The following is a 25,289-nucleotide window of genomic DNA, read 5'->3' on the forward strand; positions in this document are numbered from 1 at the left end:
GGCGCCCCCTCACAGTTTGATCCAAGCGGTTTTCAGATCGAGATATTTGTCGAACGCATGCAGAGACTTGTCATGCCCGTTGCCCGATTGCTTGACGCCGCCCAAGGGCACTGTCAGGTCGGATCCGCCATAGGTGTTCACATGCACGAGCCCCGCATGGATGCCCCGGATCATCCGGTGCGCGCGGCTCAGATCTGCGGTCCAGACGGCCGCGGCGAGCCCGTAATCGGTGCCGTTGGCGATTTGCAGGGCCTCTTCCTCGGTATCGAAGGGGATAACCGCCAGAACCGGGCCGAAGACTTCGCGCTGCGCGATCGGATCTTCGGGGGCGACCCCGGTGACTATCGTGGGCTCCATGAAGAAGCCGCCGGTTTCCTCGCGGATGCGCTTGCCGCCGAAGACCTGACGCCCCGCGGCCTCGGCCTCGCTGACGAAGCGCAGGTTCTGCTCCAACTGGCGGGCGGAGTTCACCGCCCCCGCCTGCGTCGCGGGATCAAGCGGGTCGCCCACCTGCATCGTCTCGGTAAAGGCGCGCAGCTTCTCGACGAACGCGCCATGGATCGACCGCTCGACCAGCAGTCGCGATCCGGCGATGCAGACTTGCCCCGAATTGCGGAAGATGCCGTTGGCGGCGACCTTCACCGCCGTGTCCAGATCGGGCGCGTCGGCAAAGACGATATTGGGGGACTTGCCGCCCAACTCCAGATAGACGCGCTTGAGGTTCGACTTCGCGGCATTTTCCAGCAGACGCCGACCGACCGGGGCGGAGCCGGTGAAAACCATCACGTCGATCTCCATCGACAGCGCCATCGCTTCGCCGACCACCGCGCCTTCGCCCAGTACGACGTTGAAGACGCCCGGGGGTATCCCGGCCTCGAGCGCCAGATCGGCGACCCGGCGCAGCGTGAGCGACGCGGTCTCGGCCGGTTTCAGCACGACCGTATTGCCCGCCGCCAGCGCCGGACCCAGTTTCCATGCGCCAATCATCAGCGGGAAATTCCACGGCACGATCGCGCCGACCACGCCGACGGGTTCGCGATGCACCAGCCCCAGCGCGTCGGGCGCGGTGGGGGCGATCTCGCCATAGATCTTGTCGATCGCCTCGGCATAGTAGCGGATCGTCGCGGCAGCCGAGAACGGTTCGGCCTTTAGCGCCATGCCGATCTCGGTGCCATTGTCGCGCACGCCCAGAACGGCGAGTTCGAGCGCGTTCGCCTCGATCAGGGCGGCCCATTTCAACATCACCGCCTTGCGCGCGCCCGGGGCGAGCCCCGACCAGCGCCCGTCGTCGAAAGCCGCCCGCGCACTGGCAATTGCCGCTTCGGCATCGGCAGCCGTGCCGCGCGCCAGCGTGGTGAGTTCCTTCCCGTCGAGCGGGGAGATCACCGGCAGGGTGCCACCGTCGGAGGCGGGCTGCGCCGCACCCTCGATCAGATGCAGAGCAGGGGGAACGTCGGCGCTGCGCAGCGCGGCGATCTTGTCGGTGTCGAGCATTGCTTACCTCGTGAAACTGTCGTGCATGTCGTGGTCGTGCGCGCCCTCTGGCTCGCGGTTCTGGCGCTCGCGGTAGAGGCTCGCGAAATGGACGATCAGAAGCCCGCAGATCGCCAGACCAAGGATCGCCGCGATCGGGCGGTCGAAGAAGTCGATCGGCACGTGCACGCGGGCCATCGACGACCGCAGCTTGGTCTCCATGATGCCGCCCAGAACCATGCCCAGAACTATTGGCACGATCGGCAGGTTTTGCCGTTTCAGGATCAGGCCGAGGACGCCAAACGCCGCAGCAATCGCGCAGTCCACGATCGAATTGCGCAACGAATAGACGCCCACGAAGCTGAGCACGAGGATCATCATGCCGAGGAAACGCGTCGGGATCTGGATGATCTTGAGCAGCCAGTTCGACGAGACGAGCATGAACAGCACCACGATGATGTTGAGCAGGATCATCGCGATATAGAGCGCGTAGACGAAATCGAGCTTGTTCTGGAACAGCTGCGGGCCGGGGATCACGTTATGGACGTAGAAGACCGACAGCATCATCGCGGTCAGGGCCTCACCGGGAATGCCAAGCGCCAGAAGCGGGATCATTGCCGCGGCAGGCACTGCGTTATTTGCGGCTTCCGAGGCGATCAGGCCTTCAGGGCTGCCCTTGCCGAATTCCTCGGGCGTCTTCGAGGTCTTCTGCGCGTAGGTGTAAGATAGAAACTGCGCGGTAAACTCGCCGACGCCGGGGATCATCCCCATCATCACGCCGCAACTCGCGGCAAACCCCGCCACCCGCTTGTGGCGCAGCACACCCATCATCGCGCGTCCCATCGAGCCTTCGATGCGTTGCGCATGCGGTGCGGATTCCGGCTCAATCAGCAGCAGGAACGCCTGGCTCAGCGCGAACAGTCCGAGGACCACCACGATCAGGTCGAAGCCCGAGTTGAGGAAGTCGAAACCAAAGGTGAAGCGCATCGTGTATTTGACGGGCTCCAGACCTACGGTCTGCAGAAATATCCCGAAGGCCGCCAGCACGCCGGCCGCGAAGGTCTGGCCGCGATGGGCGAGGATCACCAGGACGATGCCCAGCAGCGCGGCCAGGAAAATCTCGCGCGAGCCGAACATCGGCGCGATCTTCGCCAGCACCGGCGAGAGCAGGATCAGAGCGATGATCGAGGCGATGCCACCGAAGAACGAGGCTCCATAGGCGAGGCCGAGCGCGCGCAACGCTTCGCCCTTCTTCGTCACCGGGTGGCCGTCATAGGTGGTCAATGCGTTGACTGCCGTTCCGGGCGTGTTGATCAGGATCGCGGGAAGCGAGCCGCCGAACATCGACGAGCCGTAGATGCCCAGCAGCATGGTCAAGCCGACCAGCGGCGGCATTGCGAAGGTCGCGGGCAGCAGGATGGCGATCGCGACGGCAGGGCCGACACCGGGGATCGCACCGATGACCACCCCGCCGATCGAGCCGATCAAGAGAGCGACCATAACGTCGAGGCGCATCAGCATCTCTGCGCCGGAAAGCAGCATGTCCATGAGGGACGCTCCTTAGAAGTAGGTCATCAGAATTGCGCGGAAGGGCGCAGGCGCGGCCTCGTAGATCATTCCGGCAGGAATTTTTACTTGCAGGAAGCTTTTGAAAAGCACCACGACGACAACGGAAAACAGCACGGAGACCAGCATCCAGCGCCAGCCGCGATAGCCAAGGCGCAGCGTCATCATGCAACTGAACAGGATCGTGGCGAGCAGGTAGCCGATGAGCGGCACCAGCGCGACATAGACCATGAACCACACGGCATATTCGAGCGAGCGCAGCCATTGCGCGACTTCGCGCCAGCGCCCGGGAATGCGCTCCGAGACGAACGAGCCGAGCAGGTGAAACATGCTGAACACGACCATCGCGAAGATCGAGACCATCGGCCAGAATGCGGGCTGTGCGTAGGTCTTGGTGCGCTTGACCCATTCGGTCTGCCAGGGCAGGGCGATCAGCAATCCGATCGAGAGTGCGAAGAACAGCACGGCGAAGGCCATGTCTCCGGGACGGCGATAGCGTTTGAACAGATCTTCCAGGTTCTTGGTGCGGATCGCCCGGACCGAGCGGGCACCCGCGCGCGGTGGTTCCTTGCGCGCGGGACCCGAGGAGGACGGCTCATTCGCCATTGATGAGACCGTCGATCGTGCCGAGGGTTTCACTGTCATGCGCGATGCGCTGCTGCGCGGTCGCCGCATCCTGCCAGTAGACCAGCGCACCGGTCTGATCGGCCAGTTCCTTGGCCTTGTCCGAACTCATGACCTTTTCGGCGACGGCGGCGATCTTCTGGCGCACGTCTTCGGGGGTGCCTTTCTTGACGAAGAGGCCATCCCACAGCGCCAGGTCGAGATCCGGTTCCAGCTCGCCGACGGTCGGCGTGTCGGGCGTCAGCGGAATGCGCTTCTCTCCGATCGAGGCCATCACGTTCACATCGTCGAGGCAGGGCAGGATCAGTTGCAGCGTCGTGTTGATCACGTCCGCATCGCCCGAAGCCAGCGTGTTGCAGTCCAGCGCGTCGAACGCAGCCTCGGAGCCGAAATCGAAACCCTTCTTCTTTGCGAGCGCGAAGGTCACCTGCGTCGGGATCAGGAAGGAACCGAAATGCCCCAGGGCGACATCGTGGTCCTTGGCGTAGCTCGCGAGTTCATCGATCGTCGCGTAAGGCGCGTCCTTGGAGGCCGCGATGACGAACGGGTAGGTCAGGAAGATGCCCACCGGCTCAAACGGATCGGGGCTGAGCGCGGGGATGCCGACCGAAGGGCCGACCACCGGCACGTCGATCACGAAAGAACCGATCGTGTAGCCATCGGCGGGCGCCTGCGCGACTTCGGCCGCACCGGGGAAGGGGCCGCCGCCGCCGCCGGGCTTGTTCACCACGGCAGCGGGAACGCCATAGGTCTTCTGGAACTCGTCCGCGATCATCCGGGTCAGCACGTCTTCCAGATCGCCCGGCGGGAACGGAACGACGAATTCGACGGGTTTCTCTGGATACTCGGCCTGCGCGGGCAGGCCCGCGGCAAGCGGGAGGCCGAGGGCGAGCGCCCCTGCCAGCAGCTTGAAGGTCGACGTCATGAAGCTCTCCTGTTGAGTGGTTTATTATTTGAACCGTTGGTAGCAAAGATTCTTGCATCGGGTTTTCTTTTCTGTCAACGTTTCAGTTGCAACGAACGGAAATTTTACGGGAGGCTGCCAAAGGGCTCGATGGGAACGATCAAAAAGGCATTGGAATTGCTGGATTATATTTCCACTCAGCGTCCCGAGATCGGGCTCGGCGAGTATGTTCGCCTCACGCAGCGCGATAAGGCCACCGTGCACCGCCATCTCGTCGAACTGGCCGAATGCGGCTTTCTGGAACAGAACCCGGAGACGCGTCGCTATCGGCTGGGCCCCGCGATTCTGCGTCTCTATGGCGTGCGCGAAGCGAATATGCCGCTGCGGTCGGTATTGCGTCCTTTCATCGAAGAGATGGCGCAGGAGGTCGGCGAGCTGGTCCATGTCTCTCTGTTGCAAGGCCAGCAGCTGTCGCCGGTCGTGCATCACGATCCGCGCCTGCACGGGACGCAGGTCGCGTTCGACGAGTCGCAGCTTCTGCCCCTGCACGCGACCGCCTCTGGTTTGGTGATGCTCTGCTTCGGCGGAGACGATCTACGGGCGCGGGTTCTGGATGCGCCGCTCGAGAGCTTCACCGCCCAGACCGTCGTCGATCCCGATAGTCTGCGCGAAAAGCTGGCGGAATGCCGTGCCAATGGCAGCGTCTGGGTGGAGAAGGGCTTCGACGACGAGGTTTCCTCCCTCGCGGGGCCGATTTTCGGGCTCGGTGGCGCGGTGATCGGCGCGGTTTCGATCGCGGTCCCTTCGTCGCGCGCGGGTGCCGACAAACGCAAAGCCATGGTGGAGGCGCTGCGAAAATGGGTGCCCCGCCTGTCCGAACTCATGGGCGGTTCGCTTCCTGCGGATTATCAACAGCGCGAGGTATCGCATGGCTGAGCGCGCGCTCGTGCTCGACTTCGGTGGCGTGATCTCACGCACGCTTTTCGAAACGCATGATCTGACCGAGGCTGCGTTGGGGCTCGCTTCGGGAAGCTTGACCTGGCGCGGTCCGTTCGAGCCTCAGACCGACCCGCTCTGGCGCGCGATGCAGGCAGATGAAATCTCGGAGCGCGACTATTGGCGCCAGCGCACGCAGGAGGTGGCGGCTCTGGTCGGATGCGACTGGAGCGACATGTCCGACTTCGTGCGCGCGGCGCGCGGGGCGAGCCCTGCCGACGTGATCCGCCCGGAATTCCTCGCGGCGATCGACAAGGCCGAGGCTGCAGGGTGCCGCCTCGCTATCCTGTCCAACGAGCTCGACCTGTTCTACGGCGCCGACTTCCGCAAGAAGCTGCCCTTCCTGCGCCGCTTCGACGCCGTGATCGACGCGACCTACACCAAGATTCTGAAACCCGATCCGCGCGCCTATCAAGGTGCGCTCGACGCGCTCGGCCTTCCGGCCGAAGCCTGCGTTTTCGTCGATGACCAGCTGCGCAACATTCGCGGCGCCGAGGCTGTCGGCATGATCCCCGTTCACTTCGACGTGCAATCTCCCGCCCAGGGCTACGCCACCGCGCTGCGCCTGTTGGGCCTATGATGAGGACCGACATGAAAGACGAGAATTTCCTGAAAGAGCGTAACGCCCGTTCGATCTGGCACCCGATGGCGCACCCTGCGGATAGCCAGAAGAACCTGCCCGAGATCATCGTCGCCGGCGACGGTGTGACGATCACCGATGTCGATGGCCACAAGACGGTCGACGGCGTGGGCGGGCTGTGGAACGTCAATCTCGGGTTCTCGTGCCAGCCGGTGAAGGACGCCATTGCCGCGCAGCTCGACCGTCTGCCCTATTACTCGATCTTTCGCGGCACCACGAATGACGCGGTGATCGAACTGGGGGAGATGCTCGCCGAATTCTTCGCCCCCGACGGGCTGGAGCGCGCCTTCTACACTTCGGGCGGTTCGGATTCGGTCGAGATCGCGCTGCGTCTGGCGCGGCAATATCACAAGGTGCGCGGCGAGGCGGGGCGGGTGAAATACCTCTCGCTCAAGAAGGGCTATCACGGCACCCATACGTTGGGCGCGAGCGTCAACGGCAATGCCAATTTCCGAACCCAGTACGAACCGCTGATGCCGGGCTGCTACCACATCACGGCACCCTATACTTATCGCAACCCCTTCAACGAGACAGATCCCGAGAAGCTGGCCCAGCTTTGCCTCGCCGCGCTGGAAGACGAGATCAAGTTCCAGGGCGCGGAGACGATCGCCGCGATGATCATGGAGCCGATCCTGGGCGCAGGCGGTGTGATCGTTCCCCACGAAAGCTTCATGCCCGGCGTGCGCGCGATCTGTGACAAATACGGCATTCTACTGATCGCCGACGAGGTGATCACCGCCTTCGGTCGCACTGGCGCATGGTCGGGTTCGCGGCTCTGGGGCGTTCAGCCGGACATGATGACCACCGCCAAGGCGATCACCAACGGCTATTTCCCCTTCGGCGCCGTGATGATCTCGGGCCGCGTCGCGGAAGTCTTCGAATCCGACACCAGCGGCAAGGCGGCGATCGGATCGGGCTACACCTATTCGGGCCATCCGGTCGGCGCGGCGGCGGCTATCGCCTGCCTGAAGGAAACGCAGGCGCTCAACGTCAAGGACAACGCGGCAGCCCGTGGAACGCAGCTTCACGAAGGGCTCTTGGCGCTTCAGGAGAAACACGACATCGTGGGCGATGTGCGGGGTGGGCGTGGCTTGATGTGCGCGCTGGAGCTGGTTTCGGACCGCGCGACCAAGGCGCCGATCGACAAGGCCAGCATCGCCAAGGTCCACCGCGGTGCCTACGAAACGGGCGCAATGGTTCGGGTGTCGGGCAACAACGTGATCCTGTCGCCCTCGTTGATCGTGACCGAAGGCAATATTGCGACGATCCTCAACGCCCTCGATGCGGGTCTCGCGGCGGTCTGATCGCAGAACGCCCGGTCGGCTGCTTTGGGCCGGGCGATTTCAATTCATCGCATTCACCGCTTGACGCGGGGTTTCCTCGGGATGCGCCGCGGCACTGGAGGGCGGGATCGCGAAGCGCGCGCCAATCCGGGCTGTTTCACGCGCGCTCGTCATGTTCCAGCGCGGCGACGAAAGCTTCAAGCTCATCGAGAAGCCGGGTGATCCGCTCTGCGCCGATTTCGGCCTCGAGCTTGGCATAGATCTCGGCGCTTTGCGGCGAGACGTCACGAAGGAAGGCGGTGCCGGCCTCGCTCAGGCCGACGCGGGCCCGTCTTCGGTCTTCGCCGTCGCGGCGGATTTCGATCAATCCACGAGTCTCGAGCGCGCGCAGCATCCGGGTCAGCGAAGGGGCCAGCACGCAGGCACGTTCGGCCAGCATCGTGGCGTCGAGCGGTCCGCTCTCGCGCAGCACCCGCAACACGCGCCATTGCTGCTCGGTCACGTCATGCGCGTTGAGCATCGGGCGGAACCGCTCCATCACCAATTCCCGCGCCCGCAGCAGGGCGATCGGCAAGGAGCGACGCGGGGCGTTCAACTCGAACCCGTCGGGCCGCTGTCGGGGGGCGCTGTCTTGGGGCATCGAAACCTCGTTCCTGTCAGGTGGCGCGCAAAATCGGTGGGTTTGGAGCAGTTGACAAGTCTGGATAAGCTTAACATGTTAATGAAAAGCACGGGAGGAGAATCGTGCCGCATCTCAAGATCGAATATTCCGCAGGGCTGGCGGAGCGCGTCGATATGTCGGGGGTCTGCCATGCGCTGCATGCCGCGATGGTCGAATGTGGTCTGTTCCCGGTGGCCGGAATCCGAGTGCGCGCCTTCCGCGCCGATCATGCGGTCGTGGCCGACGGATTGCCGGAGAATGACTTCGCCGCGCTGACACTTTCGGTGGGGGCAGGGCGGGACACGGCGACCTTGCGCGCGGGGGGCGATGCGATTTTTGCCGCCGCCCAGACCGCGCTTGCCGGTCCGCTGGCCACCGAACATTTCGCGCTCTCGCTCGAAATCCGGGTGATCGATCCGGAGCTGAGCTGGAAGCAGACACCGATCCACGCCCGCCTGTCGGGCCAAGTCAAGGGTAAGTGATGACCGATCTGACGGAAAACCTGCGCCGTGCCGAAGGCTATATCGCGCATTTCGCGCAAACCGGCGTGCGCAATCACATCGGAGGCGAAAGCGTCGCGGCCGCATCTGGTGCCACGTTCGACACGCTGTCGCCCGTCGATCTGAAGCCGCTGGCAAAGGTCGCGAAAGGCGGGGTCGAGGATATCGACCGCGCGGTCGCCGCTGCGAAAGAGGCGTTCAAGACCTGGAGCAAGATGCCCGGGACCGACCGCCGCAAGCTCCTGATCAAAGTCGCCGAGGCGATCGAGGCGAATGCCGAGCGCATCGCCTTTACCGAATGCCTCGACACCGGACAGGCGCTGCGCTTCATGTCGAAAGCGGCACTGCGTGGTGCGGCCAATTTCCGGTTCTTTGCGGACAAAGCACCGGCGGCCGAGGATGGTCAGGCTCTGCGCAACGCGACGCAGATGAACGTGACCTCGCGCCGCCCGATCGGCCCCGTGGGCGTCATCACCCCGTGGAACACGCCCTTCATGCTATCCACCTGGAAGATCGCCCCCGCGCTGGCGGCTGGCTGCACGGTGGTGCACAAGCCTGCCGAATTTTCGCCGATGACCGCCAAGCTGCTGGTCGAGATCGCCGAGGAGGCCGGGCTGCCGAGAGGGGTTCTGAACCTCGTTAACGGCTACGGCGAGGATGCGGGCAAGCGGCTTACCGAACATCCCGACATCAAGGCGATTGCCTTTGTGGGCGAAAGCCGCACCGGTTCGATGATCATGGCGCAGGGCGCGGCGACGCTGAAGCGCGTGCATTTCGAGCTCGGCGGGAAGAACCCCGTGATCGTGTTCGACGATGCTGACATCGACCGCGCCGTCGATGCTGCGAGCTTTATGATCTACTCGCTCAACGGCGAACGCTGCACCTCGTCCTCTCGGCTTCTGGTGCAGGAGAACATCTACGACGAGGTCTGCACGCGCGTCGCCAAGGTGGCGGCGAATATCAAGGTCGGCCATCCGCTCGACCCTGAAACGGTAGTCGGCCCGCTGATCCATCCCGAGCATGAGGCCAAGGTGCTGTCCTATTTCGAGACCGCGCGCAAGGAAGGCGCGACGATCGCGACCGGCGGCAAGAAAGTTGGAGATCAGGGCTGCTACGTCGCGCCCACGCTGTTCACGCAAGCCCGCAACGACATGACCATCGCGCAGGAGGAAATCTTCGGCCCGGTGCTGACCGCGATCCCCTTCGCCGACGAGGATGAGGCGCTCGCCTTGGCCAATGACGTCGATTACGGGTTGGCCGCCTATCTGTGGACTGCCGATCTGGATCGCGCGATGCGGATGACCGACGCGCTGGAGGCGGGCATGATCTGGGTGAATTCGGAAAACGTGCGCCATCTGCCCAGCCCCTTCGGCGGCGTGAAGGCCAGCGGGATCGGCCGCGATGGCGGCGACTGGTCCTTCGATTTCTACATGGAGACGGTCAACGTTTCCTTCCCGCGTCAGGCGCATCGCGTGCCGCGCCTCGGCTAACGACAGCGGGCGGTCGGAGGAGGCCGCCCCGATCTTTCCTCAAGGGAGCGAGACATGCCCATTCCGGCCCCGAACCTGTATCCGCCGTTCAACATCATCCGTCTCAGCCATGTCGTCTTCGGCGTGACCGATCTGGCCGCCAGCCGCGCCTTCTATGTCGATACGCTTGGGCTTCAGGTGACCGACGAGGACGATCGTCATATCTTCCTGCGTGCGATGGAAGAGCGCGGGCATCACTCGGTCGTGCTGGTCAAGACGCCCGAGGCCAATGTGCGCTCGCTCGCCTTCAAGCTGTTCGACGAGGGCGAGCTGGACAAGGCGCATGACTGGTTCGAGGCCGAGGGTCATTCGGTCGAATGGGTCGAGCGCCCTTATCAAGGCCGCACCCTGCGCACCCATGACTGTTTCGGAATGCCGATCGAGTTCTATTTCCGGATGGACCGGCTGGAGCCGATCCACCAGAAATACGCGCTCTATCACGGCGTCAAACCGCTCCGGATCGACCATTTCAACTGCTTTGCCAGCGATGTCGACAAGGCGGTAGAGTTTTACAATCGCATCGGTTTCCGCGTCACCGAATATACCGAGGACGAAGAGAGCGGGCGGCTTTGGGCGGCATGGACCCATCGCAAGGGCGGGGTGCATGACATCGCCTTCACGAATGGGCTTGGCCCGCGTTTGCATCACACCGCGTTCTGGGTGCCGACGCCGCTCAACATCATCGATCTGCTCGACCTGATGTCGACCACCGGCTATGTCGCCAATATCGAGCGCGGACCGGGCCGCCACGGCATTTCGAACGCGTTCTTCCTGTATATCCTCGATCCCGATGGTCACCGGATCGAGATCTACTGCTCGGATTATCAGACCGTCGATCCCGATCTCGAGGCGATCCGCTGGGATCTGAAGGACCCGCAGCGTCAGACGCTGTGGGGGGCGCCCGCTCCGCGCTCGTGGTTCGAGCATGGCTCGCGGTTTCAGGATGTCGAGCCGGTCGCCAGCGACATGAAGGCCACTCCGATCATCGCGCCGTGAGCGGGCCCCGTACACGAGACCCTTGCAGGAGAGACAGGATGGATGCTCAGGATTTCGAGACATGGTCGCGGCGGGCGGCGGAATGGGGCGTGAAATATCGCGAAACACTCGATGCCCGCGCGGTGCGCGCGCGCACGACGCCCGGCGATATCTACCGCGCGATCCCGCCCAGGCCGCCCGAGACCGGTTGCGAAATGGAGCGGATCTTTGACGAGTTCGAGAGCCTGATCGAGCCGGGCATGACCCATTGGCAACATCCGCGCTTCTTCGCTTACTTTCCCAGCAATGCAGCCCCCGTGTCGGTGGTGGCGGAATATCTGGTCACCGCTATGGCCGCGCAATGCATGCTGTGGCAGACCTCTCCGGCCGCGACCGAGCTGGAAACCCGGATGATGGAATGGCTGCGCGACGCGCTGGGGCTGCCCGAGTCGTTCTCCGGCGTCATTCAGGACAGCGCCTCGTCCGCAACGCTGGCGGCGGTCTTGATGATGCGCGAGCGTACGTTGGGCTGGCAGGGAAATCGCGCGGGGCTCAGTCAAGCGCTACGCCTGCGGATCTATTGCTCGGATCAGGTGCATTCCTCCATCGATCGGGCGATCTGGATCGCGGGGATCGGGCAGGACAACCTTGTGAAACTGCCCGCCGATCCGCGTAGTGGCGCGCTCCCGCCCGAAGCGCTGGAGGCGGCGATCCGCACGGATCTGGCGGCCGGGTATCAGCCCGCCGGGGTAATCGGCTGCGTCGGGGCGACCAGCACCGGGGCCTGCGACGATATTGGCGAGCTGGTTGCGGTCGCGCATGCCCATGATCTGTTGATCCATGTCGATGCGGCCTGGGCGGGTTCCGCAATGATCTGTCCCGAGTTCCGCACGCTTTGGGCCGGGATCGAGGGTGCGGATTCCGTCGTCTTCAATCCTCATAAATGGCTGGGCGCGTCTTTCGACTGCTCGGCGCATTTCATTCGCGACCCCGAGATGCTGGTGCGCACGCTGGCGATCCAGCCCGAGTATCTCAAGACCCATGGTCGCGATGGGGTCGTCAACTATTCCGAATGGTCCGTCCCCCTGGGGCGCCGTTTCCGCGCGCTCAAGCTGTGGTTCCTGCTGCGCTTTCACGGGCTTGAGGGGCTGCGCGCGATGATCCGCGATCACGTTCGCTGGGCGGGGTTGCTGCATGACCGGCTGGCTGCAACCCCGGGCGTTGAGATCGTGACCGCCCCGGTGCTGTCGCTGTTCTCGTTTCGCCGCGCGGGCGCATCGGACGACGATACGATCTCGCATCTGAGCGCGATCAACGATGACGGGCGCATCTACCTTACCCAAACGCGGGTCGACAGCCAGCTTGCGATCCGCTTCCAGGCCGGGTCCTTCGCGATGCGCGAAGCCGATATCGACATCGCCTACAGCGCCATTCTCGATGGCCTGGGACTTTCACAGGAGGGAATGTCATGACGCTGACACTGCCGCGCATCGCGGCGTTTCGCACCGGTGGCAGGGATCGCTACGGCGTGGTGCAGGATGGCGGCATCGTCGATCTGACGCCGGAGTTCGGCGCGCGGTTCGCGACCCTGCAGCAGGTCGTCGAGGCCGGCGCGCTGGAAGAGGTGATCGCGGCGGCGGAGGGCCGCGCGCCTGATTACCGCGCCGACGAGGTCGAGTTCCTGATCCCGATGGCCGCGCCTGAAAAGCTGATCTGCATCGGGGTGAACTTTCCCGACCGCAACGCGGAATACAAGGACGGGCAGGCCGCGCCGCCTTATCCCTCGATGTTCATCCGCTTCCCGCGCAGCTTCACCGGGCATGGCCAGCCGCTGATCCGTCCGCCGGAAAGCCCGCAGCTAGATTACGAGGGCGAGGTGGCGATCGTGATCGGCAAGGCGGGTCGCCGGATCGCGAAGAAAGACGCCTACGATCACATCGCCGCGCTGACCCTGTGCAACGAGGGCACGATCCGCGACTGGGTGCGCCATGCGAAATTCAACGTGACCCAGGGCAAGAACTGGGACCGCTCCGGCGCGATGGGCCCGTGGCTGGTGCCGTTCCGCGAGGCCGCGCAACTGGACGACATCGAGCTGACCACCCGCGTCAATGGCGAGATCAGGCAAAAAGACCGCACAGGCCGGATGATCTTCGATTTCCGCTATATCGTGAATTACGTGTCCACCTTCACGACGCTGGCGCCAGGCGACGTGATCGTGTGTGGCACGCCGACCGGGGCGGGAGCGCGGTTCGATCCGCCGATCTGGCTGCAACCGGGCGACGTGATCGAGGTCGAGGCCGAAGGCATCGGCTTGCTGCGCAACTCCGTCGCGGATGAGCCAACATGCTGAGCCCCGATCAGATCGCGCAGGCCGCCGACGAGTTGCTGTCCGCCGAAGAGGCGCGCAGACAGATCGGGCTGCTGAGCCTGCGCCATCCGGAGATGACGCTTGACGACGCCTATGCGATCCAGTCGGCGCAGATGGCGCGCAAGCTGGCGGCGGGGCGGTCGATCCTTGGCTGGAAGATCGGTTTGACCTCAAAGGTGATGCAAGCCGCGCTGAAGATCGAGACGCCGGATTCGGGCGTGCTCTATGATGATATGCTGTTCGCCAATGGCGCAACCGTGCCCGCGGGCCGTTTCATCCAGCCGCGGATCGAGGCCGAGATCGCCTTCGTGATGAAAGCGCCGCTCGATGCCACGGCGGATCGCGCTGCGGTGCTGGCGGCGACCGATTACGTGGCCCCGTCGCTGGAGATCCTCGACACCCGCATTCTGCGCGCCGATCCCGCGACCGGGCAGGCGCGTGTGATTGTCGATACCGTGTCGGACAACGCGGCGAATGCGGGGATCGTGCTAGGCGAGGCGCGCCACGATCCGGCCAAGGTCGACCTGCGCTGGACCGGTGCGATCCTTCGCAAGGATGGCGAGGTCGAAACTACCGGGCTAGGCGCGGCGGTGCTGGACGATCCGGTGCAGGGGCTGGTCTGGCTCGCGCGGCGAATGGGCCAATACGGCCAGCGGATCGAGGCGGGGCAGGTGATCTTGTCGGGCTCGTTCATCGCGCCGATCGAGTGCCCGCCCGGGACCCGGATCGAGGCCGATTTCGGCACCTTCGGGAACGTCGCTATTGCCTTCGACTGAGACGGCACGTCATCCAAATCCGGCGGATCGCTGTTTGCGAAGTGCGACCCGCGTCTGTTTCGAATAAGCTCCGAACCAACCTTTTCAAGACGGCCCCGGGCATCCCTCCCGCGCGTGCCGAGGTCAACAAGAGAGAAAGTCACGATGGTCGATCTGCCAAGGAATTCGTTCAAAGCCGCGCTGAAAGCCTTCGAGGTCCAGCGGGGCTGTTGGTGCACGATGAGCGATCCGCTCGCCACCGAGCTGATCGCCGGCTGCGGTTACGACTGGATGATGTTCGACACCGAGCATTCGGCGCTCGACCCGCGCAGTGTTTTGCCGCTGCTGCAGGCGGTGGCCCCGTATCCTCTCTCGCCGATCGTGCGGCCCGGCTCTCTCGACGCGGCGGAGATCAAGAAAATCCTCGACCTCGGCGCGCAGACGATCCTCGTACCGATGGTGCACGACGCAGAGATGGCGCGCGCTGCGGTGGCGGCGGTCGAATATCCGCCGCGGGGCATGCGTGGGGTCTCCGGCATGAACCGCGCCACGCGCTTCGCGACGGTCCCGGGCTATCACAAGGTCGCACGTGAAGAGATCTGTCTTGTCGTACAGATCGAGAGCGTCGAGGGCCTCTCCAATCTCGAAGAGATCGCGGCCGTGCCCGGGGTTGACGGAATCTTCGTCGGACCTGCGGATCTCGCCGCCTCGCTTGGGCACCCGGGCGAGCCTTCGCACCCCGAGACTACTGCGGCGGTGCTAGATGCGATCACGCGCATCCGCGCCGCGGGCCTGCCGCCGGGCATCCTGACCACCGACGACGAGGTCTATCAGCGTGCGCTCGAGGCCGGCGCCGTTTTCGTCTCCCGTGACATTGACCTGATCGCACTGCGCAAGGGGCTCACCCTTGGGTAAGGGCACCTTCGGACGCGAAAGAGGTTACGTCTGATGCCATGACGTTACAGAGCTTGGTCAGCGCTGAGATCGGCGACGGCACGTTCTTTTGGAGCTGTTGCATGCCGAGCTGGCTCTGTACCCACGCGACGCGCGCAGCGGTAGAGGAGGATGTCGCCGGCTTTGGTCGTTTCAAAGAGACATCTTACGTGGCGGTGAAACATGGGTAGGTACGCAAATATCGGTTACCGTGTTTCGAGATGCCGATCAGCTTGGCCTTGCCACCTGTCGTGACCTGCCGCGGCACCAGACCAAGCCATGCGGCAAGATCACGACCTTTGCCAAAAGAGCTGCCGGTGCCGACAGCTGCTACGAGCGCTGTCGCAATCGTCGGACCGATGCCGGGGATCTCCATCAAGCGCTGCATATCGGCATCTGTCCTGGCCAGCGCCTTGATTTCGGTATCGATCGCCGCGACCCGCTCATTGATCACGCCCAGTTCTGACGCCATGTCAGTCACCAGCAGGCGCATTCGCGGGGAAAGATCGGAAGCGCCCTCTGCAGCCAATCTGGCAAGTTCCTTTTGGAAGACGTGGCGCCCAGTGCCAACCCGAATGCCGCGTTCCATCAAGAAGCCTCGACCCTGGTTGATCAAGCGCGTCCTGTCCGACACGAGGCGCTCCCGCGCACGGTGCAAAGCCTGAAGGTCGAGCTGTTCTTCTGATTTGATCGCAACGAATGACATCGTCGGGCGCGTCGCGGCTTCGGCAATCGCCTCCGCATCACGGTCGTCATTCTTGTGAACCTTCACATAGGGCCGGACATAGAGCGGCGACATCAACCGAGGCTCATGTCCCTTCTCAAGACAAAAGCGCCCGATGTGATGCGCCCCGCCGCAGGCTTCCATCGCAACCACGCAAGGCGGGAGCGTAGTAAGAAAGTCCAACAGCCGATGCCGCTGGAGCCGTTTGCGAAACACAACCGCTCCCGCTTCATCCAGCCCCGCAAGACTGCAAACGGTCTTGCCCAGATCAATGCCCAGAACCTCGATGTCCATCAGATGCTCCTCTCTCCACCTCTGCCCGCAATGATAGCAACGTTTGGTGGGAAGGCAGTTCATCCCATTAGGTCAGTCACCATGATCCCGCGAGCGCGCGCAATGTCATCGCGGCGCATCTCGGTCACCGGTCTCGCGAGAGCGGCGAGGAATACCGGGCACTCGCGGAAAGTGATGCCGCGGCACGCGCCTGGCTCGACATTCGAGAGCAGATTCGGTCTGGCGCGCCCTGATGGTCAGCGAGCCTTCCTTATGAAGCTCGCCGACCACCAGGTCACACCCTCAACTCAATCCCGCGGCGGGAGAAAAGGAGAAAAACGCCGATCTTGAAGCCCGGCGGTGATCGCCGAGGCATGACAGGAGGCTGTCATGAAACATTTTACGCCCATCAAACCCCAATTGATCGCGATGGCGTCGTTCCTCGTTGAACACGCAGAGCCGCTGATGAACGCTGCTGGCGTGCTCGGCGGCAAGCGAGCCGTCCAGCAGGTCGCGGAGCTAATCCGGGACCTTCCGGAACAGAAAACGCTCTCCCGTCGTCTGGCGCGCAAACTCGAGGGCTTTCGTGATCTGCTGACCCTCGAGCATGTCGATGACTGCGAGGCGATCGAGGCGGAACATTTTGCCCTGATCGATCCCGAGGATCCGATCGTAGCCGAGATCTGCTGGTTGACCGATCAGTTCGCTGACTACCTCGACGCCCTTCGCGATGCGGACCCCGTCCGGCGGCATCTGAAGCGGAGCATTCCCGACCTTGCGCAGAAGTTCGCTCGCGCATTCCCGGCGATCGCGAGCATCAAGGACATTACCTTTGTGATACTCGAAAAGCGGTTGCCTGCTCTTCGTATCGAAGATCTGGAGCGTCTCGGCTTCCGAATTTTCGTCCAGCGTGACTTCGACCCGGAGCGCGTCCTGTTTTTTCAGGTTACAACCGTGGATGATCGGAAAGCCATGCTTCGGACTATACCGAATTTCGAGCTGGAAATCGGCCTTGTCCAAACGCCCGTGCTCCTTTCTGTCGCGATCGCGAGGACATTCGAGCTTTGGCCTTCCAAAGCCATGAAGGGAAATACGCAAGCCATCGCAAACCTCGCGATGGAATTCTTCGGCGATGCGCCGGTGTCGACGATCACGCGCGAACGGCAGAAAGCATTCTTTGAATGGATGGCGCGCCTGCCCAAAATCAACGGAAAGGGTCACGGCAAAAACCGATTCAGCTCCAAGGGGAAGACCTTGAGCAAGGCGTTCGAGATTTCCAAAGCAGATGCGGAGGATGCCAAGATCACTGAAGAGATCCGGAGCCGCAACGATATCTCTGTCGCTGAGAAACGTGCCCTCCTCGCAGAGCAGCTTACACCGCGCCTGACGCGAGCGACGATCGAACGTAACCAAGGCGGCCTGAAGCGCATTTTTTCTTCGGCGCGACCTCGGCGCCGAGACGCCAGAAGTGCTTTCGCGTAAGGACATCTGGAGGCACCTCGAGGAGAATATGCCTAAAGACGACCTCTACGTGCGTGTCACCAAGCCCAAAACCCGGAAGCCCTGGTCCGCGGAACGATTGGCTCCGTTCTTCCTTTCCCCGATCTACACCGGGGCTTTTTCCGCAAGCAGGCGCGCGCGGCGTGGTCAGATCATCGTTCGGGATGCAACCTATTCAGCAAGCACTTGCGTCGCATTCTGTCGAATCTCGAAATCGATGATTTCCACGAGGATATCTATGCGGCGCGAATGACGTTCACGAGCATGCTCAACGCGGCCGGTGTGTCTGAAACGCAGAGACAAGCAATCGCCGGGCACAGCCATGGCACGGTTTTGAACTGCCACTACACCGCCCACAATGTCGGGGACCTCAAGCTGGCCATGAACGAACGCATCGAGATCATCGATCCCGTTGTCGTTCAGGAGCGGCTTGGCGCATTGGCGCAGATCGTCGCCTTCGAGGACCTCGACTTCGATTTCGGTCAGGCGCCGCTTCAGGCTGATGGCCTGGCGGCCAAGATCAGGATCAAGCGGCTCAGGGGCGGAAATGCCGATCAGCTTCGTTGCTGCATCGAGCAGATTGCGGACACCGTCCCAATTCCCCTGGCGCGCTGCCCTCTTGAGCGCTTTATTTTCGGCCTCGAGTTCTTCAACGCGCGCGTCGAGTTCCGCATCGCTCGTTTTCGTCATCTCGCATTGTGTATGGAGAAGTCGTGCGAGCTCGGCGCGCAGAACCTCCGTCAGCAGAGCTTTTGCGTCTTCTTTCGTCAGGGTGTCGTTCAGAATTGCGTCCACGATCTGGTCTTCCTTTTGCTCGTAGACCGCGAGCAGCGCAGCGGCGCGCTTCACGGCATCGGCTGGGAGATCGGTGCGCAAGGAGAGACACAAAAAAGAGTTTGATTCCCGATTTTCTCCGGCGAGCGGGAGGCGCTTTCGGAAATAGAAGATCCGGCCGCGCCGCATCATATAGGGGCCGGCCGAGAAGGGGTGCTTTCGGGAGATGGCAAGGCGAGGTCGGCTCCGCCTGTGTGTCACACTGTGTGTTACAGTTATGGAGGGGTGTAACACACCGGGTGTGACACAAGGGTTGATATCCCTTGTTTTATTGGTGCTGTCGGAAAAAGTGGCTGGGGCGGTAGGATTCGAACCTACGGTGCGCGGTACCAAAAACCGGTGCCTTACCACTTGGCTACGCCCCAACTTGGGGGCTATCTAGCCAAGCTCGCGCGGGGCTTCAAGAGGAAAATCCGACAAATTTCGATTGCGCGTCATGCGCCGCTACGGCAAGCGAGGCGGCATGGAAAAATGCGATGTTGTGATACTCGGCGCGGGCGCTGCCGGGCTGATGGCCGGGATCGAGGCGGCGCGGCGCGGGCGGTCGGTGCGCGTGCTCGACCACGCACGGCGCCCGGGCGAGAAGATTCGAATCTCCGGCGGCGGGCGGTGCAACTTCACCAACCGGCTACTGACCCGGCAGAATGCGACCGAACGCTTCCTGTCGCGCAATCCCCGCTTCGCTCTCTCGGCGCTGTCGCGCTATACGCCTGCGGATTTCATCGCGCGGTTGGATGCGGCAGGGATCGCGTGGCACGAGAAACATCTCGGCCAGCTGTTCTGCGACGGGAAGGCTACGCAGATCATCGACCTGCTGCTGCGCGATCTGCGTGCGGCAGGGGGCGAGCTGTCGCTCGAGACCTCGATCGACCGGGTGGAGCGCGAGGGCGAAGGTTTCCTGGTGACGACCTCGCAAGGCCCGATCCGCGCGGCTTCGGTGATTGTGGCGACGGGCGGCAAGTCGATCCCGAAGATGGGGGCGTCGAGCCTCGGCTACGAGATCGCGCAGCGCTTCGGCCTCGAGATCGTCGAGACGCGCCCCGCTCTGGTGCCCCTGACCTTCGCCGAGCAGGATCTGGCGCGCACCGCGCCGCTGTCCGGCCTCGCGCGGCCCGTCGATCTGCGGCTCGGCAAGACGCATTTCGCCGAGGATCTGCTGTTCACCCATCGCGGGCTGTCCGGCCCTGCAATCCTGCAGATATCCAGCTATTGGCGCGAGGGCGACACGCTCAGGGTCGATCTCGCGCCAGGCGATGACATCGCGGCGGCGCTGGCTGAGCAGCGCGACGCGGCGGGCCGGCAGGCGCTGCACAATGCGCTTGCGCGGCATCTGCCGGAGAAGCTCGCGCAATTTGTGGTGGCGGAGGCAAAGCTCAAGGGGCGGCTGGCCGAGCAATCGAACAAGGATCTGGCCAAGCTCGACGATCAGATTCATCGCTGGCAGGTGCGGCCCGTGGGATCGGAAGGCTATCGCACGGCGGAGGTCACGCTGGGCGGCGTGTCCACCGATGCGCTCGACGCGAAGACGATGGAAGCCAAGCAGGTGCGAGGGCTCTATTTCATCGGCGAGGTGGTCGATGTCACCGGCTGGCTCGGTGGCTACAACTTCCAGTGGGCCTGGGCGTCCGGCTGGGCGGCGGGGCAGGTGGCCTAGGCGGCCTTCCCTTCCTCTTGGGAAAAATATCCCGGGGCCGAAGGGCGGGGGCAGAGCCCCCTCCCCGGGGCCGATCCCGGCGCGGCCGCTTCCTTACCGCCCGACCGCAACGTAATCCGCGAAGCCCGCCTTCCTGACGTCCTTCTCGGAGTAGATGTTGCGCAGGTCGGCCATGCGCGCGGTCTCCATCGTCGTCGCGATCTTCTGCAGGTCGAGCGCGCGGAACTCGTTCCACTCGGTCAGGATCACCACGCAATCGGCCTTCTCTGCCGCCGCATAGGCATCATCCATCCAGGACACGCCCGGCAGCAGCGCTTCGCCCTCGCGCTTGCCCTGCGGGTCGACCACACGAACCTTCGCCCCGCCGCCCACCAGTGCGGGCACGATGGTGAGGGCAGGGGCCTCGCGCATGTCGTCGGTGTTCGGCTTGAAGGTCACGCCATAGACCGCGATCGTCTTGCCATTGACCGAGCCGCCGCAGAGATCGACGACCTTCTCTATCATCCGCCGCTTGATGTCGTCATTCACCTTGATGACGGTTTCGACGATCTCCATCGGGCAGGAATAGTCCTGACCGATCCGCGCGAGCGCCGCCGTGTCCTTCGGGAAACACGAGCCGCCATAGCCCGGCCCCGCATGGAGGAACTTGTTGCCGATCCGGCCGTCGAGACCCATGCCGCGCGAGACCTGCTTGATATCGGCGCCGGTCTTCTCGCAGAGCCGCGCGATCTCGTTGATGAAGGTGATCTTCGTCGCGAGAAACGCGTTGGCCGCGTATTTGATCATCTCGGCGGTTTCCAGGTCGGTATAGAGGATCGGGAATTCGCGCAGGAAGAGCGGGCGGTAGATCTCACCCATCACCGCCTCGGCCTTCTCGGAGGTGGTGCCGACGACGACCCGGTCGGGACGCATGAAATCGTCTATCGCCGCGCCTTCGCGCAGGAATTCGGGGTTCGAGGCGACGTCGAACTCGATGTCGGGACGGGTCTTGCGCACGACCTCCGCGACCTGACGGTTGGTGCCCACCGGCACGGTCGATTTCGTCACGATCACCGCATAGCCGGTCATCGCATTGGCGATCTCCTCGGCGGCGGCCATCACATAGGTCAGGTCCGCATGGCCATCGCCGCGCCGCGTCGGCGTGCCCACCGCGATGAAGACCGCATCGGCGCCTGCAACGGCTTTCTTCAGGTCGGTGGTGAAGGAAAGACGCCCGCCTTCGACGTTCTTCACCATCAAATCGTCGAGGCCCGGCTCGTAGATCGGCACGCGGCCGCCCTCGAGCATTTCGATCTTCGCGGGGTTCTTGTCGACGCAAACGACCTCATGGCCGAAATCCGAGAAACACACCCCCGAAACCAGGCCAACATAGCCCGTGCCGATCATCGCGATTTTCATATTCTCGTCCTTGCCTGTGCTATGTCGATGCCTTGATTCCCGGGCGGCGAAGATGCAAGCCATTTCCCGGCAAGTTCTGGTAATTCTTCTCAGAATCCGCGCCGCTCAAGAAGCGCAGAATGGTGCCATGTGCCGCGTTAGACACGAATTGTGGGCATTTCATGCAATAAACGTGCCAAAGTGCAACAGTCTTCGCCTCTGCGTGAATGGGCCGTGTAATTCACTCTTTGCAATCCCGGGAAGCTGTGTAAGTCTCGCCGGGAAGCTGCCAGAAAACCCGGCGGCTCCCTACGGTAATGACGGAGATTACTATGAAAAAGATCGCTACCATCGCCCTGGCCCTCGGCCTCACCGGTTCGACCGCTTTCGCCGGTGGCTACACCGCTCCGGTCGTCGAGCCCGAGCCCGTCGTGGTTGAGCAGTCGTCGTCCTCGAACGCCGGCATCATCATCCCGGTTCTGCTGCTGCTCGGCGTTGCTGTCGCAGCCTCGAACAACTAATTTCGGTTAACACCGAATTGGAAGAGGCCGGACGTTAGCGTTCCGGCCTCTTTCATTTCCGGAGATACGGGGTAGGGCCTGACGCTCCGGGGACAGGAAAAGCCCGCGCTTGGCGCGGGTTTTTCTTTTGCGGAAAGAGGAGGGATCCGCCCGAGCGGGGCACCGGATCGCGCGCCGCATGACAGATCCCGTCCTCTCGGGAAAAGCAAAACTGGACGTCGGGGCATCCGCCGGGTAAATCCGCTCTGGACTGCGTGAGAGGGAGCCCCGCATGAGCCAGAGATTCACCCGCCGTGAGAGTTTCGCCCTTGCCGCAGGCGCCGCCGCCCTGGCCGCGCCGCCCGTGTTGGCCGACGAGCCGGAAGTCACTCTGCGACTCCACCAGTTCCTGCCGCTGACCAGCTTCGTGCCCGCCCATATCCTCACACCGTGGATCAAGGCGGTCGAGGAGGCGACGCAGGGCCGGGTTCGCATCCAGCACTACCCCTCGATGCAGTTGGGCGGGAAACCGACCGATCTCGTCGATCAGGTCACCGATGGGGTGGTCGACATCGTCTGGACACTGCCGGGCTACACGCCGGGACGGTTCCCGCGCACCGAGGTGATGGAGCTGCCCTTCATGGTCGCCGAGGCCGAGGCGGCCTCCGCAGCGCTGTGGGAATTGGCGCAAGCGAAGATGATCGACACGGATTTTCGCGACTTCCATCTTCTGGGCACCTGGGTGCACGGGCCGGGCGTGATCCACGCGAACAAGGCGGTGCGGAACATTCCCGATTTCGAGGGGCTGAAACTGCGCGGGCCTTCGCGGGTGACGACGAAGCTGCTGGAGCATTTCGGCGCGACGGCAGTCGGGATGCCGGTGCCTTCTGTGCCCGAGGCGCTTTCCCGCGGGACGATCGATGGGGCGCTTTTGCCCTGGGAGGTGTCCGCCTCGCTGCATATCGGCGAGCTGGTCCACCATCACACGCAATTCGCCGGGCCGTCGATCTACACCGCGAGCTTCATCCTCGCGATGAACAAGGAGCGCTACGCCGCGCTCGATCCCGAATTGCAAGCCGCGATCGACAGCGTCTCCGGCGCCGACTTCTCGGCGCAGGCGGGCCGTTTGCAGCAGGCCGAGGATATCCCCTCGCGTCAGGCCGCGATGGATCTGGGCAACGAGATCATCACGATCCCGGCCGAGGATACACCTATGTGGAGAGACGCCTCGCAGCCCGTGATCGACGCATGGGTCGCCGAGATGAAAGAGAACGGCGTGCCGGGCGATGAGCTACTGGAAACCGCGCGCGCCCTGATCGAGAAACACTTGTTCTGAGCATGGCTCGCGGCGCGATCGAGAGGGCGGCGCAGGGGCTCGCGCTGCTCGGCGGGCTGGTGCTATTGGCGCTGGTCGTGATGGCCTGTCTCTCCAGCCTCGGCGCGCTCGGCTTGAAGGGCGCGCAAGGCGGCTGGCTCCCCGGGGGCGTTGGGATAGGCCCGTTCAAGGCAGGTTTCGAGATCGTCGAACTGAGCCTGCCTGCCATCGTCTACGCTATGATCCCCTTGGTGCAACTGCGCCACGCCCATGCGCGGGTCGAGATCCTGCGTGGCCGTTCGGCGCGCTGGCTTGACCTGTTCTGGCAGTTGGTGGCGGCGGTGTTGTTCGCTGTGATCGCGTGGCGGATCGGATTGGGTATGGGGGCGAAGATGCGCTCGGGCACCACGACCTTCCTGCTGGGGCTGCCGCTCTGGTGGGGCTATGCGGCCTGCTTGCCCGGCGCATGGGGCTCAGCCGTGGTGGCCGCGTGGAACGGCTGGCGGCTTGCGGCTGGCGGGGGATACGATGAGTGATTTCGCCCTCGCATTGACCTCTTTTCCGCTATTGCTGCTGATGATCGCCCTGCGCGCGCCGATCGGGCTGGCCATGCTGATCTTGGGCGCAGGCGGGCTCTGGGCGCTGACCGGAAGCCCGCAGATCTGGCTCGCCAAGATGAAGAACGAGGGGTTTTCGACCTTCGCCCATTACGAGCTGTCTGTGATCCCGATGTTCCTGCTGATGGGGCAATTCGCGACCCAGGGGGGGATGAGCCGGGCGCTGTTTCGCGCCGCGGACGCGCTGATCGGGCACCGGCGGGGCGGGCTGGCGATGTCAGCGATCGCAGCCTGCGCGGGCTTTGGTGCGATCTGCGGCTCCTCGCTCGCGACGGCGGCGACGATGGGGCGTGTGGCACTGCCCGAGATGCGGGCGGCGGGCTATTCGAGCGCGCTCGCCACCGCGACGCTCGCGGCGGGCGGCACGCTCGGCATCCTGATCCCGCCCTCGATCGTACTGGTGATCTTCGCGATCCTCACCGAGCAGAACATCGCGACGCTCTTCGCCGCCGCCGTGCTGCCGGGGCTGCTGGCGGTTCTGGGCTACGTGATCGCGACGCGCGCCTACCTGATCCGGCATCCTGACGCCGCCGGCGCTCCGCGCGCTGCGCTCAATTTGACCCAACGTGTGCGGGCGCTGATTGGAATCTGGCCAGTGGTCGCGATCTTCGCGCTCGTCGTAGGTGGCATCTATGGCGGCATCGTCTCGCCCACCGAAGGTGCGGCCATCGGCGCGGCGCTGACCGGGATCGCCGCCTGGGCCTCGGGGGGCTTGCGCGGAGGCGGGCTGGTGCGCGCCCTTTTGGAGACCGCGCAGACGACCGGGATGGTGTTCTTCATCATCCTTGGCGCGGCGGTCTATAACGGGTTCCTCGGCTTCGCGCGCTTCCCGCAGGAACTCGCGCAGATGATCACCGGCGCGGGGGTGTCTCCGTGGGCTGTGCTGATCGCGATGCTGGTTCTTTATCTCGTCCTCGGTTGCTTCATGGACAGCCTCTCGATGATCCTGCTGACTGTGCCGACCTTCTGGCCGATCGTCGCGGGGCTCGATTTCGGCCTCGACCCGCAGGCACTCGCGATCTGGTTCGGGGTGCTGGTGCTGATCGTGGTCGAGGTCGGGCTGATCACGCCGCCCGTGGGCATGAACCTCTTCGTCATTTCCGCCATCGAAGGGCAGGGGCCGGGCCGCGCGAGCTGGGGCGCGGTCAGCTGGTTCGTCTGCGCCGATCTGATCCGGATCGCGCTGATCGTAGCGATCCCGGCGCTGGCGCTTCTGCCGCTCTGATACGGGAGAACAAAAGAGCGGTGATTTCTGCGCGCTTCTGTGCGAGCATGACCCGGAGGAGGA

23 protein-coding genes, 1 tRNA gene and 1 pseudogene are annotated in these 25,289 nt (G+C 63.7%); 16 read left to right on the forward strand and 9 right to left on the reverse strand.

Translation table 11 applies throughout. From position 1 onward, the window contains the following. Positions 1-9: 9 nt before the first annotated feature. Genes B6V72_RS05780 through B6V72_RS05795 form a run of 4 tightly spaced genes read right to left on the reverse strand, consistent with a single transcriptional unit; the run spans position 10 to position 4,588 of the window. On the reverse strand, positions 10-1,494 hold the full coding sequence (locus B6V72_RS05780) for an aldehyde dehydrogenase (protein ID WP_088735024.1): 1,485 nt from the start codon (positions 1,492-1,494) through the stop codon (positions 10-12). A 3-nt stretch (positions 1,495-1,497) separates the two neighbouring features. After that, positions 1,498-3,021 carry a tripartite tricarboxylate transporter permease gene (locus tag B6V72_RS05785; protein ID WP_088735026.1) on the reverse strand — a complete coding sequence of 508 codons (1,524 nt, stop codon included), beginning with the start codon at positions 3,019-3,021 and terminating at the stop codon, positions 1,498-1,500. A 12-nt stretch (positions 3,022-3,033) separates the two neighbouring features. Next, the gene (locus B6V72_RS05790) at positions 3,034-3,645 is read right to left on the reverse strand and encodes a tripartite tricarboxylate transporter TctB family protein (RefSeq protein ID WP_088719727.1); all 612 of its coding nucleotides are present in this window, start codon (positions 3,643-3,645) and stop codon (positions 3,034-3,036) included. Next, entirely contained in the window at positions 3,635-4,588 is a 954-nt protein-coding gene (locus B6V72_RS05795) for a tripartite tricarboxylate transporter substrate binding protein (protein ID WP_075774250.1), read from the reverse strand. Before B6V72_RS05795 ends, B6V72_RS05790 begins: the two co-directional genes overlap by 11 nt. A gap of 12 nt (positions 4,589-4,600) precedes the next feature. On the opposite strand from B6V72_RS05795, the gene B6V72_RS05800 reads away from it, so the two are divergent. Genes B6V72_RS05800 through B6V72_RS05810 form a run of 3 tightly spaced genes read left to right on the forward strand, consistent with a single transcriptional unit; the run spans position 4,601 to position 7,507 of the window. Next, positions 4,601-5,503 carry an IclR family transcriptional regulator gene (locus tag B6V72_RS05800; RefSeq protein ID WP_240497685.1) on the forward strand — a complete coding sequence of 301 codons (903 nt, stop codon included), beginning with the start codon at positions 4,601-4,603 and terminating at the stop codon, positions 5,501-5,503. Beyond that, positions 5,496-6,143 (forward strand): HAD-IA family hydrolase, encoded by a 648-nt coding sequence (locus tag B6V72_RS05805; RefSeq protein WP_088735029.1) that lies wholly within the window; start codon positions 5,496-5,498, stop codon positions 6,141-6,143. Before B6V72_RS05800 ends, B6V72_RS05805 begins: the two co-directional genes overlap by 8 nt. An 11-nt stretch (positions 6,144-6,154) precedes the next feature. Next, complete coding sequence (locus tag B6V72_RS05810) at positions 6,155-7,507, forward strand: aminotransferase class III-fold pyridoxal phosphate-dependent enzyme (RefSeq protein ID WP_088735031.1); 1,353 nt, start codon at positions 6,155-6,157, stop codon at positions 7,505-7,507. A gap of 136 nt (positions 7,508-7,643) precedes the next feature. Here B6V72_RS05810 and hpaR read toward each other — a convergent pair whose 3' ends face one another. Next, positions 7,644-8,126, reverse strand: coding sequence for a homoprotocatechuate degradation operon regulator HpaR (gene hpaR / locus B6V72_RS05815; protein WP_075774254.1), 483 nt, complete (start codon positions 8,124-8,126; stop codon positions 7,644-7,646). A 104-nt stretch (positions 8,127-8,230) separates the two neighbouring features. Here hpaR and B6V72_RS05820 point away from each other — a divergent pair, with 104 nt between their 5' ends. The 7 genes from B6V72_RS05820 (at position 8,231) to B6V72_RS05850 (ending at position 15,189) form a co-directional block, all read left to right on the forward strand. Then, positions 8,231-8,629 carry a 5-carboxymethyl-2-hydroxymuconate Delta-isomerase gene (locus B6V72_RS05820; protein WP_088735033.1) on the forward strand — a complete coding sequence of 133 codons (399 nt, stop codon included), beginning with the start codon at positions 8,231-8,233 and terminating at the stop codon, positions 8,627-8,629. Continuing rightward, the gene (hpaE, locus tag B6V72_RS05825; protein ID WP_075774256.1) at positions 8,629-10,137 is read left to right on the forward strand and encodes a 5-carboxymethyl-2-hydroxymuconate semialdehyde dehydrogenase; all 1,509 of its coding nucleotides are present in this window, start codon (positions 8,629-8,631) and stop codon (positions 10,135-10,137) included. Before B6V72_RS05820 ends, hpaE begins: the two co-directional genes overlap by 1 nt. Before the next feature lie 54 nt (positions 10,138-10,191). Continuing rightward, the gene (gene hpaD, locus B6V72_RS05830) at positions 10,192-11,172 is read left to right on the forward strand and encodes a 3,4-dihydroxyphenylacetate 2,3-dioxygenase (protein WP_075774257.1); all 981 of its coding nucleotides are present in this window, start codon (positions 10,192-10,194) and stop codon (positions 11,170-11,172) included. 38 nt (positions 11,173-11,210) lie between these two features. Continuing rightward, a complete protein-coding gene (locus tag B6V72_RS05835; RefSeq protein WP_088735035.1) occupies positions 11,211-12,623 on the forward strand; it encodes a pyridoxal-dependent decarboxylase in 1,413 nt (470 codons plus the stop codon). Next, entirely contained in the window at positions 12,620-13,501 is an 882-nt protein-coding gene (locus tag B6V72_RS05840) for a fumarylacetoacetate hydrolase family protein (RefSeq protein WP_088727236.1), read from the forward strand. The genes B6V72_RS05835 and B6V72_RS05840 overlap by 4 nt, the downstream gene beginning before the upstream one ends. Next, a complete protein-coding gene (locus B6V72_RS05845; RefSeq protein WP_206185771.1) occupies positions 13,498-14,295 on the forward strand; it encodes a 2-oxo-hepta-3-ene-1,7-dioic acid hydratase in 798 nt (265 codons plus the stop codon). The genes B6V72_RS05840 and B6V72_RS05845 overlap by 4 nt, the downstream gene beginning before the upstream one ends. 144 nt (positions 14,296-14,439) lie before the next feature. Next, complete coding sequence (locus B6V72_RS05850; protein ID WP_088719737.1) at positions 14,440-15,189, forward strand: aldolase/citrate lyase family protein; 750 nt, start codon at positions 14,440-14,442, stop codon at positions 15,187-15,189. 211 nt (positions 15,190-15,400) lie between these two features. Here the strand turns inward: B6V72_RS05850 and B6V72_RS05855 are convergent. Continuing rightward, positions 15,401-16,225, reverse strand: a pseudogene (locus B6V72_RS05855) (IS110 family transposase); the annotation flags it as partial. 369 nt (positions 16,226-16,594) lie between these two features. Between B6V72_RS05855 and B6V72_RS05860 the strand changes: the two are divergent. After that, positions 16,595-17,686: a hypothetical protein gene (locus B6V72_RS05860; protein ID WP_088735040.1), complete on the forward strand. Its 1,092-nt coding sequence runs from the start codon at positions 16,595-16,597 to the stop codon at positions 17,684-17,686. A gap of 189 nt (positions 17,687-17,875) precedes the next feature. On the opposite strand, the gene B6V72_RS05865 is transcribed toward B6V72_RS05860, so the two are convergent. Continuing rightward, positions 17,876-18,670, reverse strand: a complete 795-nt coding sequence (locus B6V72_RS05865) for a DUF6538 domain-containing protein (RefSeq protein WP_088735042.1) — start codon at positions 18,668-18,670, stop codon at positions 17,876-17,878. Between the two features lie 158 nt (positions 18,671-18,828). Further along, positions 18,829-18,903 (reverse strand) — tRNA-Gln (locus tag B6V72_RS05870). Between the two features lie 98 nt (positions 18,904-19,001). Between B6V72_RS05870 and B6V72_RS05875 the strand changes: the two genes are divergently transcribed. Further along, a complete protein-coding gene (locus B6V72_RS05875; RefSeq protein WP_088722633.1) occupies positions 19,002-20,192 on the forward strand; it encodes an NAD(P)/FAD-dependent oxidoreductase in 1,191 nt (396 codons plus the stop codon). A 93-nt stretch (positions 20,193-20,285) separates the two neighbouring features. On the opposite strand, the gene B6V72_RS05880 is transcribed toward B6V72_RS05875, so the two are convergent. Continuing rightward, complete coding sequence (locus tag B6V72_RS05880; protein WP_075774281.1) at positions 20,286-21,590, reverse strand: UDP-glucose/GDP-mannose dehydrogenase family protein; 1,305 nt, start codon at positions 21,588-21,590, stop codon at positions 20,286-20,288. 311 nt (positions 21,591-21,901) lie between these two features. Here B6V72_RS05880 and B6V72_RS05885 point away from each other — a divergent pair, with 311 nt between their 5' ends. The 4 genes from B6V72_RS05885 (at position 21,902) to B6V72_RS05900 (ending at position 25,226) form a co-directional block, all read left to right on the forward strand. Then, positions 21,902-22,090 (forward strand): hypothetical protein, encoded by a 189-nt coding sequence (locus tag B6V72_RS05885; protein ID WP_172976163.1) that lies wholly within the window; start codon positions 21,902-21,904, stop codon positions 22,088-22,090. Between the two features lie 271 nt (positions 22,091-22,361). Then, on the forward strand, positions 22,362-23,405 hold the full coding sequence (locus B6V72_RS05890; protein WP_075774282.1) for a TRAP transporter substrate-binding protein: 1,044 nt from the start codon (positions 22,362-22,364) through the stop codon (positions 23,403-23,405). A 2-nt stretch (positions 23,406-23,407) separates the two neighbouring features. Beyond that, on the forward strand, positions 23,408-23,920 hold the full coding sequence (locus B6V72_RS05895; RefSeq protein WP_088735044.1) for a TRAP transporter small permease: 513 nt from the start codon (positions 23,408-23,410) through the stop codon (positions 23,918-23,920). Beyond that, positions 23,913-25,226, forward strand: a complete 1,314-nt coding sequence (locus tag B6V72_RS05900) for a TRAP transporter large permease (RefSeq protein WP_088735046.1) — start codon at positions 23,913-23,915, stop codon at positions 25,224-25,226. Before B6V72_RS05895 ends, B6V72_RS05900 begins: the two co-directional genes overlap by 8 nt. The last annotated feature ends 63 nt before the right edge of the window (positions 25,227-25,289 follow it).

This window comes from Thioclava sp. F34-6, assembly GCF_002213235.1.
In the GTDB taxonomy this organism is placed as follows: Bacteria; Pseudomonadota; Alphaproteobacteria; order Rhodobacterales; family Rhodobacteraceae; genus Thioclava; species Thioclava nitratireducens.